Annotated in this window: 17 protein-coding genes and 1 tRNA gene; 11 read left to right on the top strand and 7 right to left on the bottom strand. The window is 71.8% G+C overall.

Annotated features, from left to right (window positions below; translation table 11 throughout):
* Positions 1–57 precede the first annotated feature (57 nt).
* Together STVA_RS27305 and STVA_RS27300 are read right to left on the bottom strand one after the other, a co-directional pair.
* Positions 58–1,053 (bottom strand): FecR family protein, encoded by a 996-nt coding sequence (locus tag STVA_RS27305; RefSeq protein WP_123690166.1) that lies wholly within the window; start codon positions 1,051–1,053, stop codon positions 58–60.
* An 84-nt stretch (positions 1,054–1,137) separates the two neighbouring features.
* Positions 1,138–1,677 carry an RNA polymerase sigma factor gene (locus tag STVA_RS27300; protein ID WP_123690167.1) on the bottom strand — a complete coding sequence of 180 codons (540 nt, stop codon included), beginning with the start codon at positions 1,675–1,677 and terminating at the stop codon, positions 1,138–1,140.
* Positions 1,678–1,805: 128 nt separating this feature from the next.
* On the opposite strand from STVA_RS27300, the gene STVA_RS27295 reads away from it, so the two are divergent.
* Positions 1,806–1,880: transfer RNA gene (locus tag STVA_RS27295), tRNA-Thr, on the top strand.
* 93 nt (positions 1,881–1,973) lie between these two features.
* On the opposite strand, the gene STVA_RS27290 is transcribed toward STVA_RS27295, so the two are convergent.
* Entirely contained in the window at positions 1,974–2,369 is a 396-nt protein-coding gene (locus STVA_RS27290) for a hypothetical protein (protein ID WP_123690168.1), read from the bottom strand.
* A 56-nt stretch (positions 2,370–2,425) separates the two neighbouring features.
* On the bottom strand, positions 2,426–3,649 hold the full coding sequence (locus tag STVA_RS27285) for an MFS transporter (protein ID WP_123690169.1): 1,224 nt from the start codon (positions 3,647–3,649) through the stop codon (positions 2,426–2,428).
* Between the two features lie 292 nt (positions 3,650–3,941).
* Between STVA_RS27285 and STVA_RS27280 the strand changes: the two genes are divergently transcribed.
* From STVA_RS27280 to STVA_RS27260, 5 genes are all read left to right on the top strand, one after another.
* Complete coding sequence (locus STVA_RS27280; protein ID WP_123690170.1) at positions 3,942–4,844, top strand: hypothetical protein; 903 nt, start codon at positions 3,942–3,944, stop codon at positions 4,842–4,844.
* A gap of 110 nt (positions 4,845–4,954) precedes the next feature.
* Entirely contained in the window at positions 4,955–6,133 is a 1,179-nt protein-coding gene (locus tag STVA_RS27275; protein ID WP_123690171.1) for a hypothetical protein, read from the top strand.
* Between the two features lie 55 nt (positions 6,134–6,188).
* Positions 6,189–7,019, top strand: a complete 831-nt coding sequence (locus tag STVA_RS27270; protein WP_123690172.1) for a class I SAM-dependent methyltransferase — start codon at positions 6,189–6,191, stop codon at positions 7,017–7,019.
* A 114-nt stretch (positions 7,020–7,133) separates the two neighbouring features.
* Positions 7,134–8,117 (top strand): tripartite tricarboxylate transporter substrate binding protein, encoded by a 984-nt coding sequence (locus STVA_RS27265; RefSeq protein WP_123690173.1) that lies wholly within the window; start codon positions 7,134–7,136, stop codon positions 8,115–8,117.
* 39 nt (positions 8,118–8,156) lie between these two features.
* The gene (locus tag STVA_RS27260; RefSeq protein ID WP_123690174.1) at positions 8,157–8,909 is read left to right on the top strand and encodes an SDR family NAD(P)-dependent oxidoreductase; all 753 of its coding nucleotides are present in this window, start codon (positions 8,157–8,159) and stop codon (positions 8,907–8,909) included.
* Positions 8,910–8,915: 6 nt separating this feature from the next.
* On the opposite strand, the gene trhA is transcribed toward STVA_RS27260, so the two are convergent.
* Entirely contained in the window at positions 8,916–9,569 is a 654-nt protein-coding gene (trhA, locus tag STVA_RS27255; RefSeq protein ID WP_123690175.1) for a PAQR family membrane homeostasis protein TrhA, read from the bottom strand.
* A gap of 106 nt (positions 9,570–9,675) precedes the next feature.
* Here trhA and STVA_RS27250 point away from each other — a divergent pair, with 106 nt between their 5' ends.
* Positions 9,676–10,722 carry a homoserine O-acetyltransferase family protein gene (locus STVA_RS27250; RefSeq protein ID WP_170216487.1) on the top strand — a complete coding sequence of 349 codons (1,047 nt, stop codon included), beginning with the start codon at positions 9,676–9,678 and terminating at the stop codon, positions 10,720–10,722.
* Positions 10,723–10,744: 22 nt separating this feature from the next.
* On the opposite strand, the gene STVA_RS27245 is transcribed toward STVA_RS27250, so the two are convergent.
* Positions 10,745–12,160: a class I adenylate-forming enzyme family protein gene (locus tag STVA_RS27245; protein ID WP_170216488.1), complete on the bottom strand. Its 1,416-nt coding sequence runs from the start codon at positions 12,158–12,160 to the stop codon at positions 10,745–10,747.
* A 109-nt stretch (positions 12,161–12,269) separates the two neighbouring features.
* Between STVA_RS27245 and STVA_RS27240 the strand changes: the two genes are divergently transcribed.
* The 3 genes from STVA_RS27240 to STVA_RS27230 are packed head-to-tail and all read left to right on the top strand — an operon-like array spanning position 12,270 to position 14,450.
* Entirely contained in the window at positions 12,270–13,286 is a 1,017-nt protein-coding gene (locus tag STVA_RS27240) for a TauD/TfdA family dioxygenase (RefSeq protein ID WP_170216489.1), read from the top strand.
* Positions 13,287–13,306: 20 nt separating this feature from the next.
* On the top strand, positions 13,307–13,579 hold the full coding sequence (locus STVA_RS27235; RefSeq protein ID WP_170216490.1) for an acyl carrier protein: 273 nt from the start codon (positions 13,307–13,309) through the stop codon (positions 13,577–13,579).
* Positions 13,572–14,450 carry a hypothetical protein gene (locus STVA_RS27230; RefSeq protein ID WP_123690179.1) on the top strand — a complete coding sequence of 293 codons (879 nt, stop codon included), beginning with the start codon at positions 13,572–13,574 and terminating at the stop codon, positions 14,448–14,450. The genes STVA_RS27235 and STVA_RS27230 overlap by 8 nt, the downstream gene beginning before the upstream one ends.
* A gap of 16 nt (positions 14,451–14,466) precedes the next feature.
* Here the strand turns inward: STVA_RS27230 and STVA_RS27225 are convergent, their stop codons facing one another.
* Positions 14,467–15,987: an amidohydrolase family protein gene (locus tag STVA_RS27225; RefSeq protein ID WP_170216491.1), complete on the bottom strand. Its 1,521-nt coding sequence runs from the start codon at positions 15,985–15,987 to the stop codon at positions 14,467–14,469.
* Between the two features lie 147 nt (positions 15,988–16,134).
* Here STVA_RS27225 and STVA_RS27220 point away from each other — a divergent pair, with 147 nt between their 5' ends.
* Complete coding sequence (locus STVA_RS27220) at positions 16,135–17,697, top strand: ABC transporter substrate-binding protein (RefSeq protein ID WP_170216492.1); 1,563 nt, start codon at positions 16,135–16,137, stop codon at positions 17,695–17,697.
* Positions 17,698–17,699: the final 2 nt, after the last annotated feature.

The following is a 17,699-nucleotide window of genomic DNA, read 5'->3' as shown; positions in this document are numbered from 1 at the left end:
ATGAATCTGGAGACGAACGGGCGGGGCTGGTTCCCCCATGCCGCCCGGCGGATTTCCTCAGCGCAGCAGGACGATTCCGAACGGCAGGCGGGTCAGGTCCACCGCCAGCGTGGCGGCGATGACGTCCAGGGCGGCGTCGGGGCGGCCGGTATCGAAGGCACCCGTCACCCGCAGGGCACGCAGGCGATTGCCCAGGGGCACGATGCGCCCGCCGCGATAGCGCTCCAGCTCGGCCGTCACCTCGGCCAGCGGCGTGCGGAAGAAGACCAGGCGGCCGGAGCGCCATTCGCCGGCCTGCTCGCCATCGAGCGGCGCGGCGACCGGCGGCGCATCGGCCGACAGCAGCACCTGCTGCCCGCGGGCGAGCGCCACCTCCGCCCCGTCCGGCCCGGCGCCGCGGGCGACGACCCGGCCCTCCTCCACGGCGACGACGGCTCGCGCGCCATCCAGGCGGACGTTGAAGCGGGTGCCGACGACCCGCACGGAGCCTGCCGCGGTGTCGACGAGGAACGGCCGGTCGGGGTCGGCGGCGACGTCGAAGAAGGCCTCGCCGCGGAAAAGGCGCACCCGCCGCCCGTCGCCTGCCAGATCGATCGCCAGGGCCGTGCCGGTATTCAGGGTCAGGCGGCTGCCATCCGCCAGTTCCACCGTCCGCCGCTCGCCCACCGGGGTGCGATGGTCGGCGCGCAGGTCGTCATAGAGCGCCGGCCCCTGGACGACGCCGATGGCGACCGCCAGCAGCAGGGCCGCGGCGGCGGCCCATGTGCCCGCATGGCGCCAGCCGGGGCGCCAGCCGGGACGGCGGATCGTGCGCTGGCCGGGGTTGGCGGCCGGCCGGCTAGCGGCCGCCAGTGCCATGGCCGGCTCCGCCAGCCTGCCCCACAGGCGGGCGGCCCGATCCATCGCCGCCGGGTGGCGCGCGTCGGCCGCCAGCCAGCCCGCAAAGTCCGCGCGATCCTGCGGCGTGGCCAACGGCTCGCGCAGGCGGACGAGCCAGGTCGCAGCCGCCTCGAACATCTGGTCCGGAATCGGATCTGGCGGCTCATCGGCCATCGCCGGCCACCCCCTGACAGTCCATCTCCAGGATAGGACGATCCGGCCCGGTGCAATCCCCCATCGCCGACAGGTCTTTTTCGCTCAGGGTTCGATCCCCGCTTCGGCCAGCCGGCGGCGGCAGTGGAGCATCGCCTTGGCGACGTGCTTCTCGACCGTCTTCTCGCTGATGCCCAGCCGCAGGGCCGTCTCGCGCATGGTCAGCCCTTCGCCGCGATAGAGCAGGAAAGCGTCGCGGCAGCGCTCCGGCAGTTCCTGGATCGCCTGGCGCAGGATTGCCATCTCCTCGCGCGCCGCCACCACGCGGTCGGGGCCGGGCTCGGTCCCCGGCTGTTCCAGCGGCAGGGGCAGGCCGGCACCATGGCGCAGTTCCAGCCGGTCGCGGCGCAGGCGGTCGATGGCCAGATTGCCCGCGACCCGGTAGATGTAGGCCCGCGCCTGGGCCAGCGGGCGGGGCGGCTCCGGCGCCCTCTCCGCCGGCTCTGCCGCCACCCGCAGCCAGGTCTCCTGGACGACATCCTGGGCCGCCGACGCCGAGCCGACGCGCCGGCGCACGAAGGCGCGCAGCTCCTCGTAGTGGGCTTCCACCAGTCGGGCGAGGCTGTGCCGGGCGCGGTCGGTCATCGTGCCGCGACGCTAGCGATCCTGCGAATGCCTCGCAATATCCTAATGCCGTTCGAAGCGCGCGGTTGCGCTCTTGCAGGCCAGTGGCGTTATGAGTATGGTCCCGGCCCGCTTGGAAGCGCCCCAGTGCCGACGTAGCTCAGGGGTAGAGCAACTGATTCGTAATCAGTAGGTCCGCGGTTCAAATCCGCGCGTCGGCACCATTCCTCCTGATTGTCCGGTCCCCGAGGAGCGCGCTTGCCGCTGTCCGGTGGCAAACGCGCGCCAGACGCGACGACATCGGGCCCGGACCGGCGCTACTGGCAGATCAAGCTGACACCGTTGGGCGCATTGGGGATCCCGACAAAGATGCCCTGGTGCACCATTTTCAGCGTCTGCGAGATGTTACCCTGGCCATCGACGCAAAGGAGGTGGACCGGCGTCTGTTGCGGCAGCCCCATGCCGTCCGAGATGAGCGGCAGCGCAGCCAGCGGCACAGCCGCAGCGACCGCCGCACCGACGACGCAGCCAATCCAGAAGCTCTTGTTCATCGCCGTCGTTTCCCCCTGTAGCCGTCCGCCGCCTATCCGATCGAAGCGGCCCGCCATCTGACTCGAACGGCTCCCCCTCCGCAATTGCCAGCCGCCCACGATCGCCCCAGTCCGGCGGGCTTTCTGCGTCTCCGGCAGGCCGGCCATGTCCGCCAGCGACACCGCCAGCCATCCAGTTCCAACATTCAACCGCGTCGCGGCCGACCGCAGTTTTGCCCCTATGTCGCCACCAGCCTGGGCGGCGACGTTCCCCGCAGCGCGAACAGCATCTGCAGCACCCCGGCCGTGAGCCCCATGGCGACGGCCAGGCGCCAGGCGAGGTCGTAGGAGCCCATCGCGTCGAAGATGAGGCCGCCGCCGAAAGCGCCGATGAAGCTGCCCACCTGGTGGCTCATGAAGGCCAGGCCCTGGATCATCGCCTGCCAGCGCAGCCCGAACATCTCGACCACCGCGCCGGCGATGAGCGGCGCCACGCCGAGCCACAGGAACCCCATGACGGCGGCGAACACCAGGGTCGCGGCCGGCGTCGGCGGCACGGCGAAATAGAAGCCGAGCGCGATCGAGCGCAGGACGTAGATCATCCCCAGCAGCCCCGGCTTCGACCAGCGGCCGCCGGCCCAGCCGAAGAACAGGCTGCCCATCATGTTGAAAAGGCCGATGGTGCCCAGCGTCTGCGCGCTCAGCATCGGGTCCATGCCGCAGATGGCGAGGTAGGACGGCAGGTGCGTGGTCAGGAACACGAGCTGGAGGCCGCAGACGAAATAGGCGCCGGCCATGACGAGAAAGGCCGGGCGCGACAGGGCCGTCTTCAGGGCCACGCCGAAGCTGGTGTCGCCGAACTGGGGGCCGGCGCCCCGGGGCTCGACGATGCGGTCGACGCGCCCGGCATACCAGGCGGCGGGCAGCAGGCCGAGGCAGAGCACGACGAAGGCCAGGATGCCGGCGCGCCAGCCGAACTCCACCGACATGGTCTGGCCGATGGGTGCCGCCAGGAACGAGCCCAGCGAGCCCGCCGCGCTGACCACCCCCAGCACGAAGCTGCGGCGTTCGGGCGGGGCCGCGCGCGAGGCGACCGAAAGCGCCATCGCCGCCGCGATGCAGGCAAGTGCGGCACCCAGCATCACGCCCGCACCCAGCATCACCATGACGATGCCGTTGGCGGCCGCCAGCACGCACAGCCCGCCCGCGAACAGGGCCGCCCCCACCAGCAGGATCGGCCGGAAGCCGATGCGCACGGCCAGCGCGCCGGTGACCGGCTGGAGGAAGCCCCAGGCCAGGTTCTGCACCGCGATCGCCAGCGTGAAGTCCGACACGCTGATCGCGACGTCCCGCGTCAGCGGCGTCATGAACAGGCCCAGGCTCTGGCGGATCCCCATGCTGAGGGTCATCAGGACCGAGGCCCCGATCAGGATCGGCAGCACCGGACGCAGGCTGGCTCGCATGGGATCACCGGGAGAAGCATGGCAAGGGCGGATGCCGGGGGCGCGTCGGCCAGCCCAGACTAGAACGGATGGCCGGTTCGAGCGCGTCAAATCCGCAGGGTCCGCGCCCGGATTCGTCAGCCCGCGCTATCGGGATGCCATCGCCGTCCGCAGCGGCTATGATGCGGCAGATCTGCCCAAGGCCGAGCGGCATCTGCCCCGGCGGGCGCGTCCGTTGCGGCAGGATCGCGTCGAGCCCGCCCCCCTACCGTGACGGTGATGAATTCTGGCGCCAAGAACTTCCGGATCGCCGATGCCGCCTGCCAGCGCCTCCGCCACCTACGACATCGTCTTCTACCACCAGTTCCTGGCGCGCCACCCGATGTGGCCGTCCCAGTCGAAAGCTGAGTTGGAGCTGGATCCGCGCCTGATGGTGGGGATGGCGACGGATGTCGCCCACCGGCGGGCACCGATGGGCCAGCCGGTGCTGATCACCAACGACGGCGCGGCGTTCGCCGGCCGGCCGCACCTGGCGATCGAGCGCCGCGAACTGGCCGATCCCGCGACCCTGCAATACGACCGGACCCGCTGCTACCGCGACTATATCGCGGCCCGCGTCGGGCGGACCGACCGGCTGGGCGCCATCTTCCTCGACACCGACGCGCTGGTGTTGCGGGAACTGGCGCCGCTGTTCGACCTGCCCTTCGATGTCGCGCTCACCTATCTGGAAAGCGCGCTGGAGCCGGCCGCCACCATGCGCGACCACTGGGGGTTGCCCAATGATGGCCGCCAGAGCGCCATCAATTTCGGCGTCATGGCGGCGCGCTTCACCCCGGCAGCCGTCGCATTCTTCGACGCGGCCCTGTCCCGCTTCGCGGCCATGGCGGCCGAAGGCACGGATTTCCTGGCCGGCCCGCGCAACCGCTTCCGCACCGCCGACCGCACGGCCGAGAGCTATTTTCAGGTCGACGACGTTCGCACCTGGGGCGGCGGACAGTTCGCCATGACCTCGCTGCTCGCCGATGCGCTGTTCGACCGGTTGCGACCGGACAGCGAGGTGGCGGGCGCCCGGGTGCGGCTGCTGCCGGCCGAATCCTGGAACTTCTCCCCCGGTGGCGGGGCCCTGGGATGGGATATGCTGGATGGTCGCCACATCCTGCACCTGAAGGGCAACCGCAAGGCGCAGTTCACCGCCATCGCGGCCCACCTCGCCTAGTTCTTCCTGATTCCAGTTCGCCCTGGTTTCAGTTCGCCCTGGTTTCAATTCGCCTGGTTTCGACCACAGCACTTCGTGCCCATTCGCCACCGCCGCTTCCGGAGTGCCCCATGCGCAAGATCACCCTAGACACCACGATCCCCGACCTGAAGCGGCTGGTCGGCGACTGCACGCGCGACGAGCTGCTGGCGACGGCCGAGCAGCAGCGCGCGATCGAGCGCCTGCACGCCGACGCCCTGTCGCGGGCAGCCCGAACCGGCTCCTCGGCACCGGCGACCGCCTACGAGACGGCCTGGCGCACCCATTGCCGGGCGACCGTCTATGCGGCGCTGGCCGCCCCCCTGCCGCCCGACATGCCGGCGCGCGACCACTGGTCGGCCGCCGGCGTGGCGGAGGTCTGGGAGCAGGGCTGCGCCTCGGCCGGCCAGGCGGCTTGGCAGGTCCACGCCGCCACCGTTAAGGCGCGCGACGGCGAGCGCGCCCGCAACGAGGCGGCGGCGGACGCCCCGCCCACCCGCGCCCGCAAGGGCACGCGCACCGCCCCGGCCGAGCGTTCGGAACGGCCGAGCGGGGCCGGCCGCCCGGAGGGTGCCCGCCCGGCCCGCGGCCGCCCGGATGCCCGCGGCCCGCGCGACGAACGACCGGCCGGCACCGCCCGCCCGACACGGGGGGCGGGCAGCGCCGACCGCGACCGCAGTGCCGCCCGGCCCGCCGGTGCGCGGCCGCCGCGGGACGAGCGGCCGCCGCGCTGGGATCGACCCGCCGCGGACGCCAGGCCCGCCGCCCGCACCGACCGTTCCCGATCGGCCCCGGCCCGCACAGCCGACGAGCGCGCGCCCGACCGGCCCCGGCCACCCCGCAACGACCGCGCGCCCGGCGATGAGCGGCCGGCGCGCGAGGCTCGGCCCGACCGTGGTGAGCGCCCGCTGCGCGGCGACCGGCCCCGGAGCAGCGCAGGCCCTCAGCGCAGCGAAAGCGCTCAACGCAGCGACCGGCCCCGCGCCGATGCCCGGCCGGCCGACCGCCAGACCGCCCGGCCTGGCGCCGCCCCCGGCCGCGGCCGCCCCGCCGCCGACGACCGCGGGGCACGCGAAGAGCGGCCCCAGCGCGCGGCCCGCCCGTTCGGGGACGCCAAGCCGGCGGGACGGCCGCGTACGCCAGGCCGCGTGGCCGGTGCCCCAGGGACCGGCGATGCCCACCGTCCAGCCCGGTCGCGCCCGCCGGGCCGGCCGGCCGGCGGCGACGGCCCGCCGCGTGGCGGGCCGCGACCCGGTCGCCGTCGACCGTAGGCAGCCGTCGCCCGCACCCTGCCAGCACCGAAGATAGAGCCCGAGGAGAGCCCGCATGACCGATGGCGCACGCGTCGAGGACCACTATGCCAGCGCTGGAATCGCCGAGCGTATCCTGGGCGCGCTGTGGTCGGCCAACGGGCTCGATTCGGCGGTGACGCCGGACGCCCTGGCGCCGCTCGACCATTTCCACGGCCGCGGTATCCAGGCGACCCGCGAACTGGTGGCCGTGCTGGGGCCACAGGCGGACGAGGAGATCCTCGACATCGGCAGCGGCATCGGCGGGCCGGCGCGCTGGATCGCCGCCACCTTCGGCTGCCGGGTCACCGGCGTCGACCTGACGCCCGAGTTCTGCGCGGCAGCCCGCGAGTTGAACCGGGCGACCGCCATGGAGGACCGCGTTCGCATCCTGGAGGGCAATGCCCTGGCCCTGCCGCTGCCCGACGACACGTTCGATCGCGCCTACTCGCAGAACGTGGTCATGAACATCGCCGACAAGCGCGGTTTCTATGCCGAGGCGCTGCGGGTGGTGAAGCCGGGGGCGGTGGTCGCCCTGTCGAACCTGATGGCCGGCCCGAACGGCCTGCCGCATTTCCCGGTGCCCTGGGCCAGCACCGCCGCGACCAGCTTCCTGTCGACCGAGGAAGAGACGCGCGCCGACATCGCGGCGGCCGGCTTCGAGATCCTGTCCTTCCGCGACACCGCCTTCGAGACGGTGCCCAAGCAGACGGCCTTCCGCCGCAAGCTGGAGAGCGAGGGCATGCCGCCGCTCGGCATGCAGGTGCTGATGGGCGAGCGGATGCGCGAGCTGACCATCAACTCCATCCGCAGCCTGGAAGAGGGCCGCGCGATCCCGGTCGAGATCCTGCTGCGCAAACCCGCCTGAGATCGCGCCCGAGCAGGGCACGACGACCGGTGTAGCCGGCGCCGACCCGTGGCAGAGTGGGCGCCTGCCGAAGCGCCCGCCTTTTCGTGGCGCGAGCAAACCCGGAGGATCCCCATGACCATCCCGCGCCGAGCCTTGCTGGCCCTGACCTGCGCCGCGGCGGCCCTGCTGCCGGTCGCCGCCGTCGCCCAGACCACCGATTGGCCGACCAAGCCGATCACCATGGTCGTGCCCTATCCGCCGGGCGGTGTGAACGACCTGGTGGCGCGCGCGGTCGCCGACCGCATGTCGCAGAGCCTGGGCAAGCCGGTGATCATCGCCAACCGGGCGGGTGCGGCCACCACCGTCGCCTCCAACTTCGCCGCCAAGGCGGCACCCGACGGCTACACCATCTATGCCGCCGGCACCTCGCTGGTGATCAACCCGACGCTGCAGGGCAACGTGCAGTACGACACCAAGCGGGACTTCCGCCCGGTCTCGCTGATGTCGGTCACGCCCTTCATCCTGCATGTCCACCCGGCCCTGCCGGTGGCCGACCTGGCCGGGCTGGTGGCGCACGCGCGGGCCAATCCCGACAAGCTGAACATCGCCAGCTCCGGCATCGGCGCCACCAACCACATGGCGGCCGAGCTGCTGAAGGAGGCGGCCCAGATCCGCCTCGTCCACGTTCCCTACAAGGGCGGCGCCCAGGCCGGCCAGGATGTCGCCGCCGGCAACGCGCAGATGATGTTCTCGGCCGCGATCGAGGCGATGCCGCTGCTCGACGGCAAGCTGACGCGCGCGATTGCGATCTCCAGCAACAAGCGCTCGCCCGCCTTCCCCGACCTGCCGACCATCGAGGAAGCCGGCGGCCCCAAGGGCTTCAACGTGATCTTCTGGCAGGCGATGGTGGTGCCGGCGGCGACGCCGCAGCCGATCGTCGACCGCATCTATGCCGCCACCCGCAAGGCGGTGGAGGACCCCGAGTTGCAGAAGCAGTTCGGCCGCCAGGGCGTCGAGCTGCGCGGCTCGACGCCAGAGGAACTCCAGCAGCTCTTCGACCGCGAGGAGAAGACCTGGGGCACGCTCATCCGCGAGAAGGGCATCAAGGCCGAGTGACGGCCGGCAGCCTCCAGACCTGAACGAAACGGAGACATCATGCAGTTGGACTTTACCGGCAAGCGCGTCCTGGTGGCGGGCGGCAGCCGCGGCATCGGGCGGTCGATCGCGCTGGGCTTCGCGGCCGCCGGCGCCGATGTCGGCATCTGCGCGCGCGGCGCCGAGACGCTGGAGCAGACCCGCCAGGAGATCGCGGCCCACGGCCATGCCACCCATGCCGCATCCTGCGACCTGGCCGACGGCCCGGCCGTCGGGCGCTGGGTGGCCGAGGCGGCGGCTGCATTGGGCGGGCTCGACATCCTCGTCAACAACGCGTCCGGCTTCGGCTCGACCGATGACGAGGAAGGCTGGGCCAAGGGCCTGTCGGTCGACGTGATGGCGACGGTGCGGGCCTCCCACGCCGCCATTCCGCTGCTGAAGCAGGCGGGTGGCGGCTCGATCGTCAACGTCTCGTCGATCTCGGGCTTCCATGCCTCGACCCGCTCGGCGCCCTATGCCGCGGTGAAGGCCGCCGTCATCCAGTACACGACCAGCCAGGCCCTGACGCTGGCGCCGGAGAACATCCGCGTGAACTGCGTGGCGCCGGGCTCGATCGAATTCCCCGGCGGCTCGTGGGAGCGCCGCCGGCTGGCCGGCGAGGCGCTCTATTCCAACGTGCTGGCCAAGATCCCCTTCAAGCGGATGGGCAAGCCGGAAGAGGTGGCGAACGTGGTGTTGTTCCTGGCCTCGCCCCTGGCCCAGTGGGTCACCGGCCAGACCGTCTGCGTCGATGGCGGCCAGCTCCTGAGCTGAGCCCCATCAGGTGAAGGCGGCGGCGACGGCGGCGAAATGCAGCGCCGCCGCCGCCAGCACCATGGCGTGCCACAGCGCGTTGTGGAACGCCACCCGATGGGCGAGGTGCGCCAGGGTGCCCAGCGAATAGACGACGCCGCCCGCCAGCAGCAGCCACAGCACGCGGGCCGGCAGGCCGTCTGCCATCGGCCCGATCGCCGGCAGCAGCATCCAGCCGGTGGCGAGGTAGAGCGCCAGGCCCAGCCGCTCGAACCGGCGCGGCCAGCCGAGCTTGAGGACGATGCCGGCCGCCGCCGCCGTCCACACCGCCACGCACAGCACCAGGCCCCAGGGCGGCGCCACCAGGTTGACGGCGAACGGCGTGTAGCTGCCGGCGATCATGGCGAAGATGGCGGCATGGTCGAGCCGGCGCAGCCATTCCTTGGCCGCTCCCGCCGGCGCCAGGTTGTAGGCGGCCGACGCCCCCAGCATCGCCGCCAGCCCCAGGCAGTAGACCACAACGCTGGCCGTGACGACCGCATCCCCGTTCGCGGCCACCGCCGCCAGCAGCAGCCCGCCGCCCACCACGGCAAAGAGTACCCCCGCCACGTGGATGACCGCGTCCGCCCGCCGCTCGGCCGGCGAATAGACGGGAAACGATGGGGGATCGGTGGGGGTCATGGCGGCGGCCAGGATACCGCCGAACCGGCGGAGAATCCGCGCCCATGGCGGGGCCTGGGTCTATAGTGAGGACCCGCCTTCGTCCCGACCAGCCACAGGACCGCCGATGCCAGCCGATCAGGGTGCGACCCGCACCGAGTATTTCGAGACGACCGATTTCCCGCTGGAGCTGGGCGGCAGCCTGCCCAAGGCACGGCTCGCCTACGAGGCCTATGGCAAGCTGGCGCCGGACGGCCGCAACGCCGTGCTGCTGACCCACGGCTTCACCTCCAGCCACCATGCCGCCGGCCGCAACCCGGAAAACGGCAACGCGCCCGGCTGGTGGAACGGCCTGGTCGGCCCCGGCAAGGCGATCGACACCGACCGCCTCTACGTCGTCGCCTCGAACATGCTGGGCTCGTCCTACGGCTCGACCAATGCCAAGGACATCGACCCCGCCACCGGCAAACCCTACGGCCCGACCTTCCCGGACATCACCGTCTCGGACATCATCGGCCTGCAGAAGCGGATGCTGGACCATCTGGGCGTGAAGCACCTGGCCGCCGTCGCCGGCAATTCCTATGGCGGCTTCCAGGCCTTCCAGTGGGCGGTCGACCATCCCGACTTCATGGATGCGATCGTGCCGGTGGTGACCGCCCCCGCCAGCCCGCGCCAGGCCTATCCCGAGCTGCATGCCCGCATCGCCGCCGACCCCAACTGGAACGGCGGCTGGTACTACGACACGCCCGGCGGCGTGACCGCGACGATGCGCGCGATCCGGCTGGAAACCCTGAAGCGCTACGGCGCCGACGAGGTGCTGGCCGACGAGGGCCTCGATCCCGCGGCGCGCGATGCCAGGATGCGCGCCCAGGCCGCGGCCTGGGCCGAACGCTTCGACGCCCATTCGCTGCTGATCCTGCGCAAGGCGGCCGATCGCTTCGACACCACGGGCAAGTTCGACCGCATCCGCGCCCGCGTGCTCTACGTCATCGCCCGCACCGACGTGCTGTTCCCGCCGTCGATCGTGCCGGACGTGATGGCGCGGCTGAAGGCGGCCGGCGTCGATGCCACCTATTTCGAGATCGACACCGAGTACGGCCACACCGCCAGCGGAGCCGACTGGAAGAAGTGGGAAGCCCCCCTGCGGCAGTTCATGGAGCCGCTGATCCCGTGACCGGAAGGGCCGGCGGCCGGCATCAGCCGCCGCCGGCCCGCCCCTCGGCCAGGACGCGCTTCAGCACCTTGCCCTGGCCGTTGCGCGGCAGCTCGGCCAGGATCGTGACCTTGCGCGGCGCGCGCACGCCCAGCCGTTCGCGGGCATATGCCAGCAGTTCGCGCTCGGCCAGCGCGGCTCCCGCCCGCAGCTGGACCGCGGCCACGGGGATCTGCCCGTGCACCCCCGAGGCGATGGGATAGGCGGCGGCCTCGGCCACGAGCGGGTGGCTTTCGAGGGCGCGTTCGATCTCGCCCGGGAAGATGTTGATGCTGTTGAGGATGATCATGTCGTCCGCGCGGCCATGGAAGGTCAGCATGCGGTCGGCGGACAGCGACATCATGTCCCCCGGCTGGAACCAGCCGTCGCGGAAGAAGCGCCGCGTCGCCTCGGCGTCACCGACATAGCCGGTCACCATGCCGGGCGCCCGCATGCGGATCTCGCCCACCGTCCCCGGTGGCACCGGCCGGCCCTCGGGATCGACGATCACGACCTCCATCCCGTCCAGCGGCCGGCCGACGACCTCGGCATCCGGCGTCAGTTCCTCGGGCGCTGCCATGCAGACGCCGGGCATGCCGCCGATCTCGGTCGCGCCATAGGAGATGTAGAGCCGCTGGCACACGCGGGCGCGGAACTCCGCCCTGAGCGCGGTCGACACCCGCGACCCGCCGATGCGCACGGCCGTGAAATCCGGCAGCCCGCCATGCTGGGCGCTGGCCCGCACCAGGTCGTGCGCGAGATAGGCGCTGAGGTCGAACCAGGTGACGCCCTGGTCGCGGCAGAGCTGGGTCAGCGGCACGCCGGAGCCGTCGCGGAAGATGCAGGCGCCGCCGTGATAGAGGCAGTAGAGCCGCAGCCGCTTGCCGTTGTTGTATTCGACCGGCGCCAGTTGGAGGATGCGCTCGCCGCGATAGTCGGCATAGGCGATGGCGGCCTGGGTCGCGATCTGGGACTGGCTGAGCGAGACCAGCTTCACGTCGCCGGTGGTCCCCGATCCCGGCAGGTAGATGGCCGGCCGGTCGTGGTCGGCCTGCCCGGGCGCTTCGTCGGCCGCTTTCGCCCGACCGGCCACCGCAACCGACGAACCCGCGCCCAGCAGCCGGGTGACGCCGACGCGCGCGGCCAGCCGGTCGCGCACCGGCTGCGGATCCTGGGTCCCCAGCGTGATCTGGGCGGCACCGATGCGCATGAGCGCCAGGCAGGCGACCAGATGGTCGATCTCGTCGGCGATCGTCAGCCCGACGACATCTTCGCGGCCGATGCCCTGGCCGCGCAGCATGGCCGCGCAGGCATCGACGCGCGTCATGAACGCGCCATAGCCGATCGTCCGGTCGCCACGCACCAGGGCCGGCGCCATGGGTCGGCGGGCGGCGTGTTCGTCCAACCTGTCGAGGAACATGGCCTTGCTCGCCCTTCCGATGCCGGTGCTTGCCGATGGCGCTGGGAAGGCGACTTTTCCTCTTCCGGATTGCATCGGGCAAGCCCCCAACGGTAGGGTCGGCGCCATCATGCAGACTTTGCCAGACGCATCCGAGGGCATCCGCGACCGTGGCTGGCTGGCGGCCGACGCGGCCGATCCGGACTTCTGGTGCGTGCGGCTGGACCAGCGGCACCTGAAGGGGCTGGACGGACCCGATGGCTCGGCCACCTTTCGCGCCGAGCCGTCCGCGCCCGTGCCCCCGGCCGGCGATCCGGCGTTGGCCGACATCCTGGAGCGGCTGGAACGGGGGCCGGGCTTCGTCGTGCTGCGCGGCTTCCCGGTCGACGATGCGGCGGCGGCCCTGCGCGGGCGCTTCTGGACATTCTGCCAGCGCCTTGGCACGCCCATCCCGCAGACCAAGGAGGGGGACCACCTGGTGGAGGTCGCCCATGGCGGCGAGGACACCGCCCGCCAGATCGGCCGCTGGTACGGCAGCCGCGAGCGCCTGACCTTCCACACCGACCGCTGCGACATTCTGGGGCTGCTGTTCGTGCAGGTGGCCAAGGCAGGCGGCGTCACCCGCATCGCCAGCTCGGTCGCGATCCACGCGGAGATGGCCCGGCTGCGGCCCGACCTGCTGGCGCTGCTTTACGGCGATCTCTTCTGGCGGGTGCCCGAGCGCCAGCCCGTGGGCGCGCCGCCCTTCTTCCGCCAGCCGGTCTTCGCCGTGGCCGACGGCCGCCTGTCCTGCTGCTACAATCGGTTCCAGATCGAGGCCGGGCATCGCTACCCCGGCGCCCGCCGGCTGACGGCCGAGGAGACCGAGGCGCTCGACCTGTTCGAATCCCTGGCCGAGAGCGAGCGCTTCAGCCACGCCATGCAGCTCGAGCCGGGCGACCTCCAGCTCGTCAACAACCACGTCGTGCTGCACGCCCGCACCGCCTACGAGGACGACGGCGCGCCCGAGAACCGGCGACGCCTGTTGCGCGCCTGGCTGTCGGTGGCCGACAGCCGGCCGCTCCATCCAAGCCGCGCCGCCACCTTCGGCGAATGCCGGGGCGGGCGGGTGCGCGGCTATTATTCTGCCGGCACCGTGCCGGCCTGACCCCCGGAGAGACGAAAGCGATGGACGAGCAGGCGATCCGGCGGGTGCTGGTGGATGCTCTGGAGATCGGCGGCGTTGCCGCCATCCACGAGCCGGCGATCCGCGACCCGTTCCTGGCGGGCACCGCCGATATCACGCTGGAGCGGCTGGAGATGGACAGCCTGGCGAAGATGGAACTGTGCATCGCCGTCGAGGTGGAGACGGGCGTGTCCCTGACCCCCGACGACCTTCTCGCCTATGCCACGCTGGGCCAACTGGTGCAGCAAATCGGACGGCAAGCCGGCCGTGGCTAGCGTTTACGCTACGCAGCTCGCCGCCTGCCGCACCGACAATGAGATCAACCGCCTGCACATCGCCCTCGATACGGTTATAACGCCGCGCGAGTTCGAGGCCGTCGCGGGGGAGATGGGCAATGGCGGGCCGCCGCCGGTCACCGCCTGGATAGAGCGCACGCGCCGGGCCATGCTGGTCAGCGGGTTGCCGACCCAGCCCTATGCCCGGCGGTCGATCGCCGGCCAGTTCTGGCTCTATTTCCATCCCGATCGCGGCCCGGCCGGCCGCGACCTCATCATCGCCTTCGCCGGCGACGCCCATCGCCTGATGCTGCCCACCCCGATCTTCCTGCAGCACTGCCGCGCCGAGACGTTCGACCTGCTGCTGCTGCGCGATCCGGCCCGCTCCTACTACCTGAAGGGCGTGGAGGGGATCGCGGACGATTTCCCGGGCCTGCTGGCCGCCGTCGACGGCCTGGTCGATCGTGCGCGCTATCGCCGGGTGCTGGCGCTGGGCTGCAGCGGCGGGGGGCTGCCGGCCATCTGGACGGCGATCGCGATGGACCTTGCCCGCGGCATCTCCATCGGCGGCACCAGCCCGACCCTCACCGACGACCCGCGGCTGGCCACGCGCGGCATCAGCTTCGCACCCCTGGAAACGCTGATCGCCAGCCGGCAGGGGGCCCTGCCGGACATGGTGGTGGCCTTTGGCGCCGACTGCGCCAACGACCGGCGCAAGGCCGAGGCACTGGCGACGGTGCTGCCGGTGCGGTTCGACATCGTGCCCGGCGTCGACCGGCATAATCTGGTGGCCGAGTTGCTCCAGCGGGGCGAACTGCGCGCCTTCCTCGACCGCATCCTGGCGATCGACGCGCCGCCCGCCGCCGCCTGATCGCATCCCGCCCGCGTCAGTGCGGGTGGGGATGCTCGTGGTCGTCGACGAAGCGGTGGACGTGATAGGGCTCGGCCCCCATCGCCGCGCAGAACGAGCCCACCACCTTCTCCAGCGCGCGCGCCATCTGGTGGGCCTCGCCGTTGGCCGCGCGCAGCCGCTCCATGGCGGCCTCGCAGCGGTCGATCAGGCGATCGACGTCGACCGTGGTCACGCGGCCGCCCGACACCACCATGCGCCCGCCGACCATCACCTCGGCGACGCCGGTGCCGTCCTCGGCATTGACGATCTGGACGGTGACGTCGTTGAGCGGCACGTAGTTCAGGTTGCGCCGGTCGAGGAAGACGATGTCGGCCTTGTAGCCGGGGGCGATGCGGCCCAGCTCGCCGGCGAAGCCCAGCGCCCGCGCGCTGCCCTCGGTCGCCATCCGGAAGACCTCGTCGCTGGTCAGCCAGCGCTCGTAGTCCGGCCCGCGCACCCGCGAGGTGTAGGAGGCCAGCCGCATCGCCTCGAACATGTTGAGGTTGTCCGAGCAGCTACGCGAATCCGTGCCGATGCCGACCGTGAGCCCCTGCTCCACCATGCGCCGCACGGCCGCCAGGCCGGAGCCGTAGCGCATGTTGCTGGCCGGGTTGTGGGCGACGGCGGCCCCCGCCCCTTCCAGACGGCGCATGTCCTCGTCGTCGAGCCACACCCCATGGGCGCCGGTGAAGCCCGGCCCGAGCACACCCAGCCGGTCGAGATGGGCCGTCAGCGTGCGGCCGTAGCGCTTCATGCCGGCCACCGCCTGCACCTTCGATTCGGCCAGGTGCGTGTGCAGGCCGACGCCATAGTCGCGCGCCAGCCCGGCCGCCCCCTGCCAGAAGCGGTCGGAGCAATGGAGCGGGATCGTGGGGGCGACCGCCATGCGCACGCGGTCGCGGTCGAAGTGCCAGCCATGCAACGTGCGGCGGGCATCGTCGAGGAGGCCCTGGCCATCTGCCGGCGGCCCGCCGCGGCCCAGGCGCTCGCGCGCCGCGTCCGGCAACGCCTCGAGCAAGCCGGGGATCGCGCGATAGAAGGACTGCGAGGCCATCATCGGCGCGACCACCGCGCGGATGCCGACATCGCTGTAGGCCTGGGCCACCGCATGCAGCCCGTCATGGGACGGCTGGGGAAATTCGTAGAAGAGGTCGTAGCAGGCGGTACAGCCCTTGCTCAGCATCTCCACGGCGCCGAGCTGGGCCGACAGGTATTTGTCCTCCAGCGTCTGGTTGCCGCGGACCGAAGGGTTCAGATGCAGCGCCAGTTCCAGCGTCCAGCGGTCGCCGGGGCTGCGCGGGAGGTTGGCATGGCTGTGGGTATGCGCGTTTATCAGGCCGGGCATCATCAGACGGTTGGTGGCGTCGACGACCACCGCCAGCGGCGGAGCATCCATTCCTGGGGGGCCGATCTCGGCGATGCGGTCGCCCGCGACCAGGATGTCGCGCGGGTCGACCCGGTGGCCGGGCGCGTCGACCAGCAGGCCGTTGCGGATGATCGTGTGGGCGGGCGCCATCTTCGGCCTCTCGGGCAATGGGCTTTCGGGAAATGGGCTCGTGGACAAGGGAAGGGCCGGCGCGGTACGCGTCCGGCCCACGATACTAGTTCGTCCCCGGAGAGATCGGCCATGCGGTCCTTGTGCCTTCGCGTCGCAGCCCTGCTCATGCTTGCGGCAGCGCCCGCCCACAGCCAGGAGCTGCGCATCGCCATGCAGGTCGAGACGACCTCGCTCGACCCGCACTTCACCAGCCAGACGGCCAACGCCAACGCTGCCGCCCATGTCTTCTCGGCCCTGGTCGAGCGCGACGAGCAGCTTCGGGTCATCCCCGGCCTGGCCACCGACTGGTCCCTGATCGGCGAGGATGTGTGGGAGTTCCGGCTGCGCCGGGGCGTGCGCTTCCACGACGGCGGCGAGATGACGGCCGAGGACGTGAAGGCGTCGATCGAGCGGGTGGCGGCGGTGCCGAACAGCCCCTCGCCGCTGACCGTCCATACGCGGCGCATCCAGCGGGTCGAGATCGTCGATCCCTACACCGTCCGCCTGCATACCGACGGGCCGGCACCGCTGACGCCGATCAACATCTCCAGCATCGCCATCATGTCGAAGAAGGCCATCGCCGCGGTGGCGACCGACGAGCATCGCGCCGGCCCGCTCTTCGCGACGTCCGAGCAGATCAGCGCCGGGCAGGGCGCGGTCGGCACCGGGCCGTTCCGCCTGGTCGAATGGAAGCGCGGCGAGCGCCTCGTCCTCGAACGGTTCGACCAGTATTTCGGCGAGAAGCCCGACTGGCAGCGCGTGACCATCCTGCCGATCGCCAACAACGCCGCGCGGGTGGCGGCCCTGCTGTCGGGCCAGGTCGACCTGATCGACTATGTGCCGCTGACCGACATCGCCGGGCTGAAGCGCAACCCGCGCCTGGCCCTGACGGACGCGGTCACCACGCGCATCATCTTCCTGGCGATGGACCGCCATCGCGACCAGCCGCCGCTGTTCACCGACCGCAACGGCGCGCCGCTCGGCCGCAACCCCTTCCACGACCTGCGCGTCCGCCAGGCCATCGCCAAGGCGATCGACCGGCGCGCGCTGGTGGAGCGGGTGATGGAAGGCCATGCCGTCGCCACCGGCCAGATCGTGCCCGAGGGCTTCGCGGGCTACAGCCCCGCCCTGGCCGCCGACGGCCACGACCCGGCCGGCGCCCGCCGCCTGCTGGCCGAGGCCGGATACCCGGACGGCTTCGGCATCACCCTGCATGCGCCGCGCAACCGCTACCCCAACGACGCCCAGCTGGCCCAGGCGGTGGGCCAGATGCTGGCCCGCGTGGGCATTGCGACCAACGTCGTGGCGGTGCCGCCGGCGGCCTTCTTCCCGGCCTCGGCGCGGCTGGAGTACAGCTTCCTGCTGACCGGCTACGGCATCGTCACCGGCGAGCCCTCGTCCTTCCTGACCTTCGGCCTGCTGACCTGGGACCAGGAGCGTGGGCGCGGGTCGGGCAATCGCGGGCGCTACTCCAACCCCGCACTCGACCGGCTCTACGACCAGGCGCTGGCGACGGCGGACCCCGCCCGGTCGGAGGATATCCTGCGCCAGGCGACGCGCGTGGCGGTGGAGGATGTCGGCTTCGTCCCCCTGCTGCACAACCTGCATAGCTGGGCGATGCGCGCCGACCTGCGCTATCCGGGCCGCACCGACGAATACACCCTGGCCCAGTTCGTCCGGCGGCGCTGACC

The sequence above is a fragment of the Stella humosa genome (assembly GCF_006738645.1).
GTDB classification, from domain to species: Bacteria; Pseudomonadota; Alphaproteobacteria; order ATCC43930; family Allostellaceae; genus Allostella; species Allostella humosa.
Note: the sequence above shows the minus strand (reverse complement) of the source record. Positions and strands in the feature narration are given on the sequence as shown.

Excerpts from the sequence above, each read along its gene's own strand:
- STVA_RS27305 (WP_123690166.1), bottom strand. The coding sequence starts at position 1,053 with ATGGCCGATGAGCCGCCAGATCCGATTCCGGACCAGATGTTCGAGGCG.
- STVA_RS27300 (WP_123690167.1), bottom strand. The coding sequence starts at position 1,677 with ATGACCGACCGCGCCCGGCACAGCCTCGCCCGACTGGTGGAAGCCCAC.
- STVA_RS27285 (WP_123690169.1), bottom strand. The coding sequence starts at position 3,649 with ATGCGAGCCAGCCTGCGTCCGGTGCTGCCGATCCTGATCGGGGCCTCG.
- STVA_RS27280 (WP_123690170.1), top strand. The coding sequence starts at position 3,942 with ATGCCGCCTGCCAGCGCCTCCGCCACCTACGACATCGTCTTCTACCAC.
- STVA_RS27275 (WP_123690171.1), top strand. The coding sequence starts at position 4,955 with ATGCGCAAGATCACCCTAGACACCACGATCCCCGACCTGAAGCGGCTG.
- STVA_RS27270 (WP_123690172.1), top strand. The coding sequence starts at position 6,189 with ATGACCGATGGCGCACGCGTCGAGGACCACTATGCCAGCGCTGGAATC.
- STVA_RS27265 (WP_123690173.1), top strand. The coding sequence starts at position 7,134 with ATGACCATCCCGCGCCGAGCCTTGCTGGCCCTGACCTGCGCCGCGGCG.
- STVA_RS27260 (WP_123690174.1), top strand. The coding sequence starts at position 8,157 with ATGCAGTTGGACTTTACCGGCAAGCGCGTCCTGGTGGCGGGCGGCAGC.
- trhA (WP_123690175.1), bottom strand. The coding sequence starts at position 9,569 with ATGACCCCCACCGATCCCCCATCGTTTCCCGTCTATTCGCCGGCCGAG.
- STVA_RS27250 (WP_170216487.1), top strand. The coding sequence starts at position 9,676 with ATGCCAGCCGATCAGGGTGCGACCCGCACCGAGTATTTCGAGACGACC.
- STVA_RS27245 (WP_170216488.1), bottom strand. The coding sequence starts at position 12,160 with ATGTTCCTCGACAGGTTGGACGAACACGCCGCCCGCCGACCCATGGCG.
- STVA_RS27240 (WP_170216489.1), top strand. The coding sequence starts at position 12,270 with ATGCAGACTTTGCCAGACGCATCCGAGGGCATCCGCGACCGTGGCTGG.
- STVA_RS27235 (WP_170216490.1), top strand. The coding sequence starts at position 13,307 with ATGGACGAGCAGGCGATCCGGCGGGTGCTGGTGGATGCTCTGGAGATC.
- STVA_RS27225 (WP_170216491.1), bottom strand. The coding sequence starts at position 15,987 with ATGGCGCCCGCCCACACGATCATCCGCAACGGCCTGCTGGTCGACGCG.
- STVA_RS27220 (WP_170216492.1), top strand. The coding sequence starts at position 16,135 with ATGCTTGCGGCAGCGCCCGCCCACAGCCAGGAGCTGCGCATCGCCATG.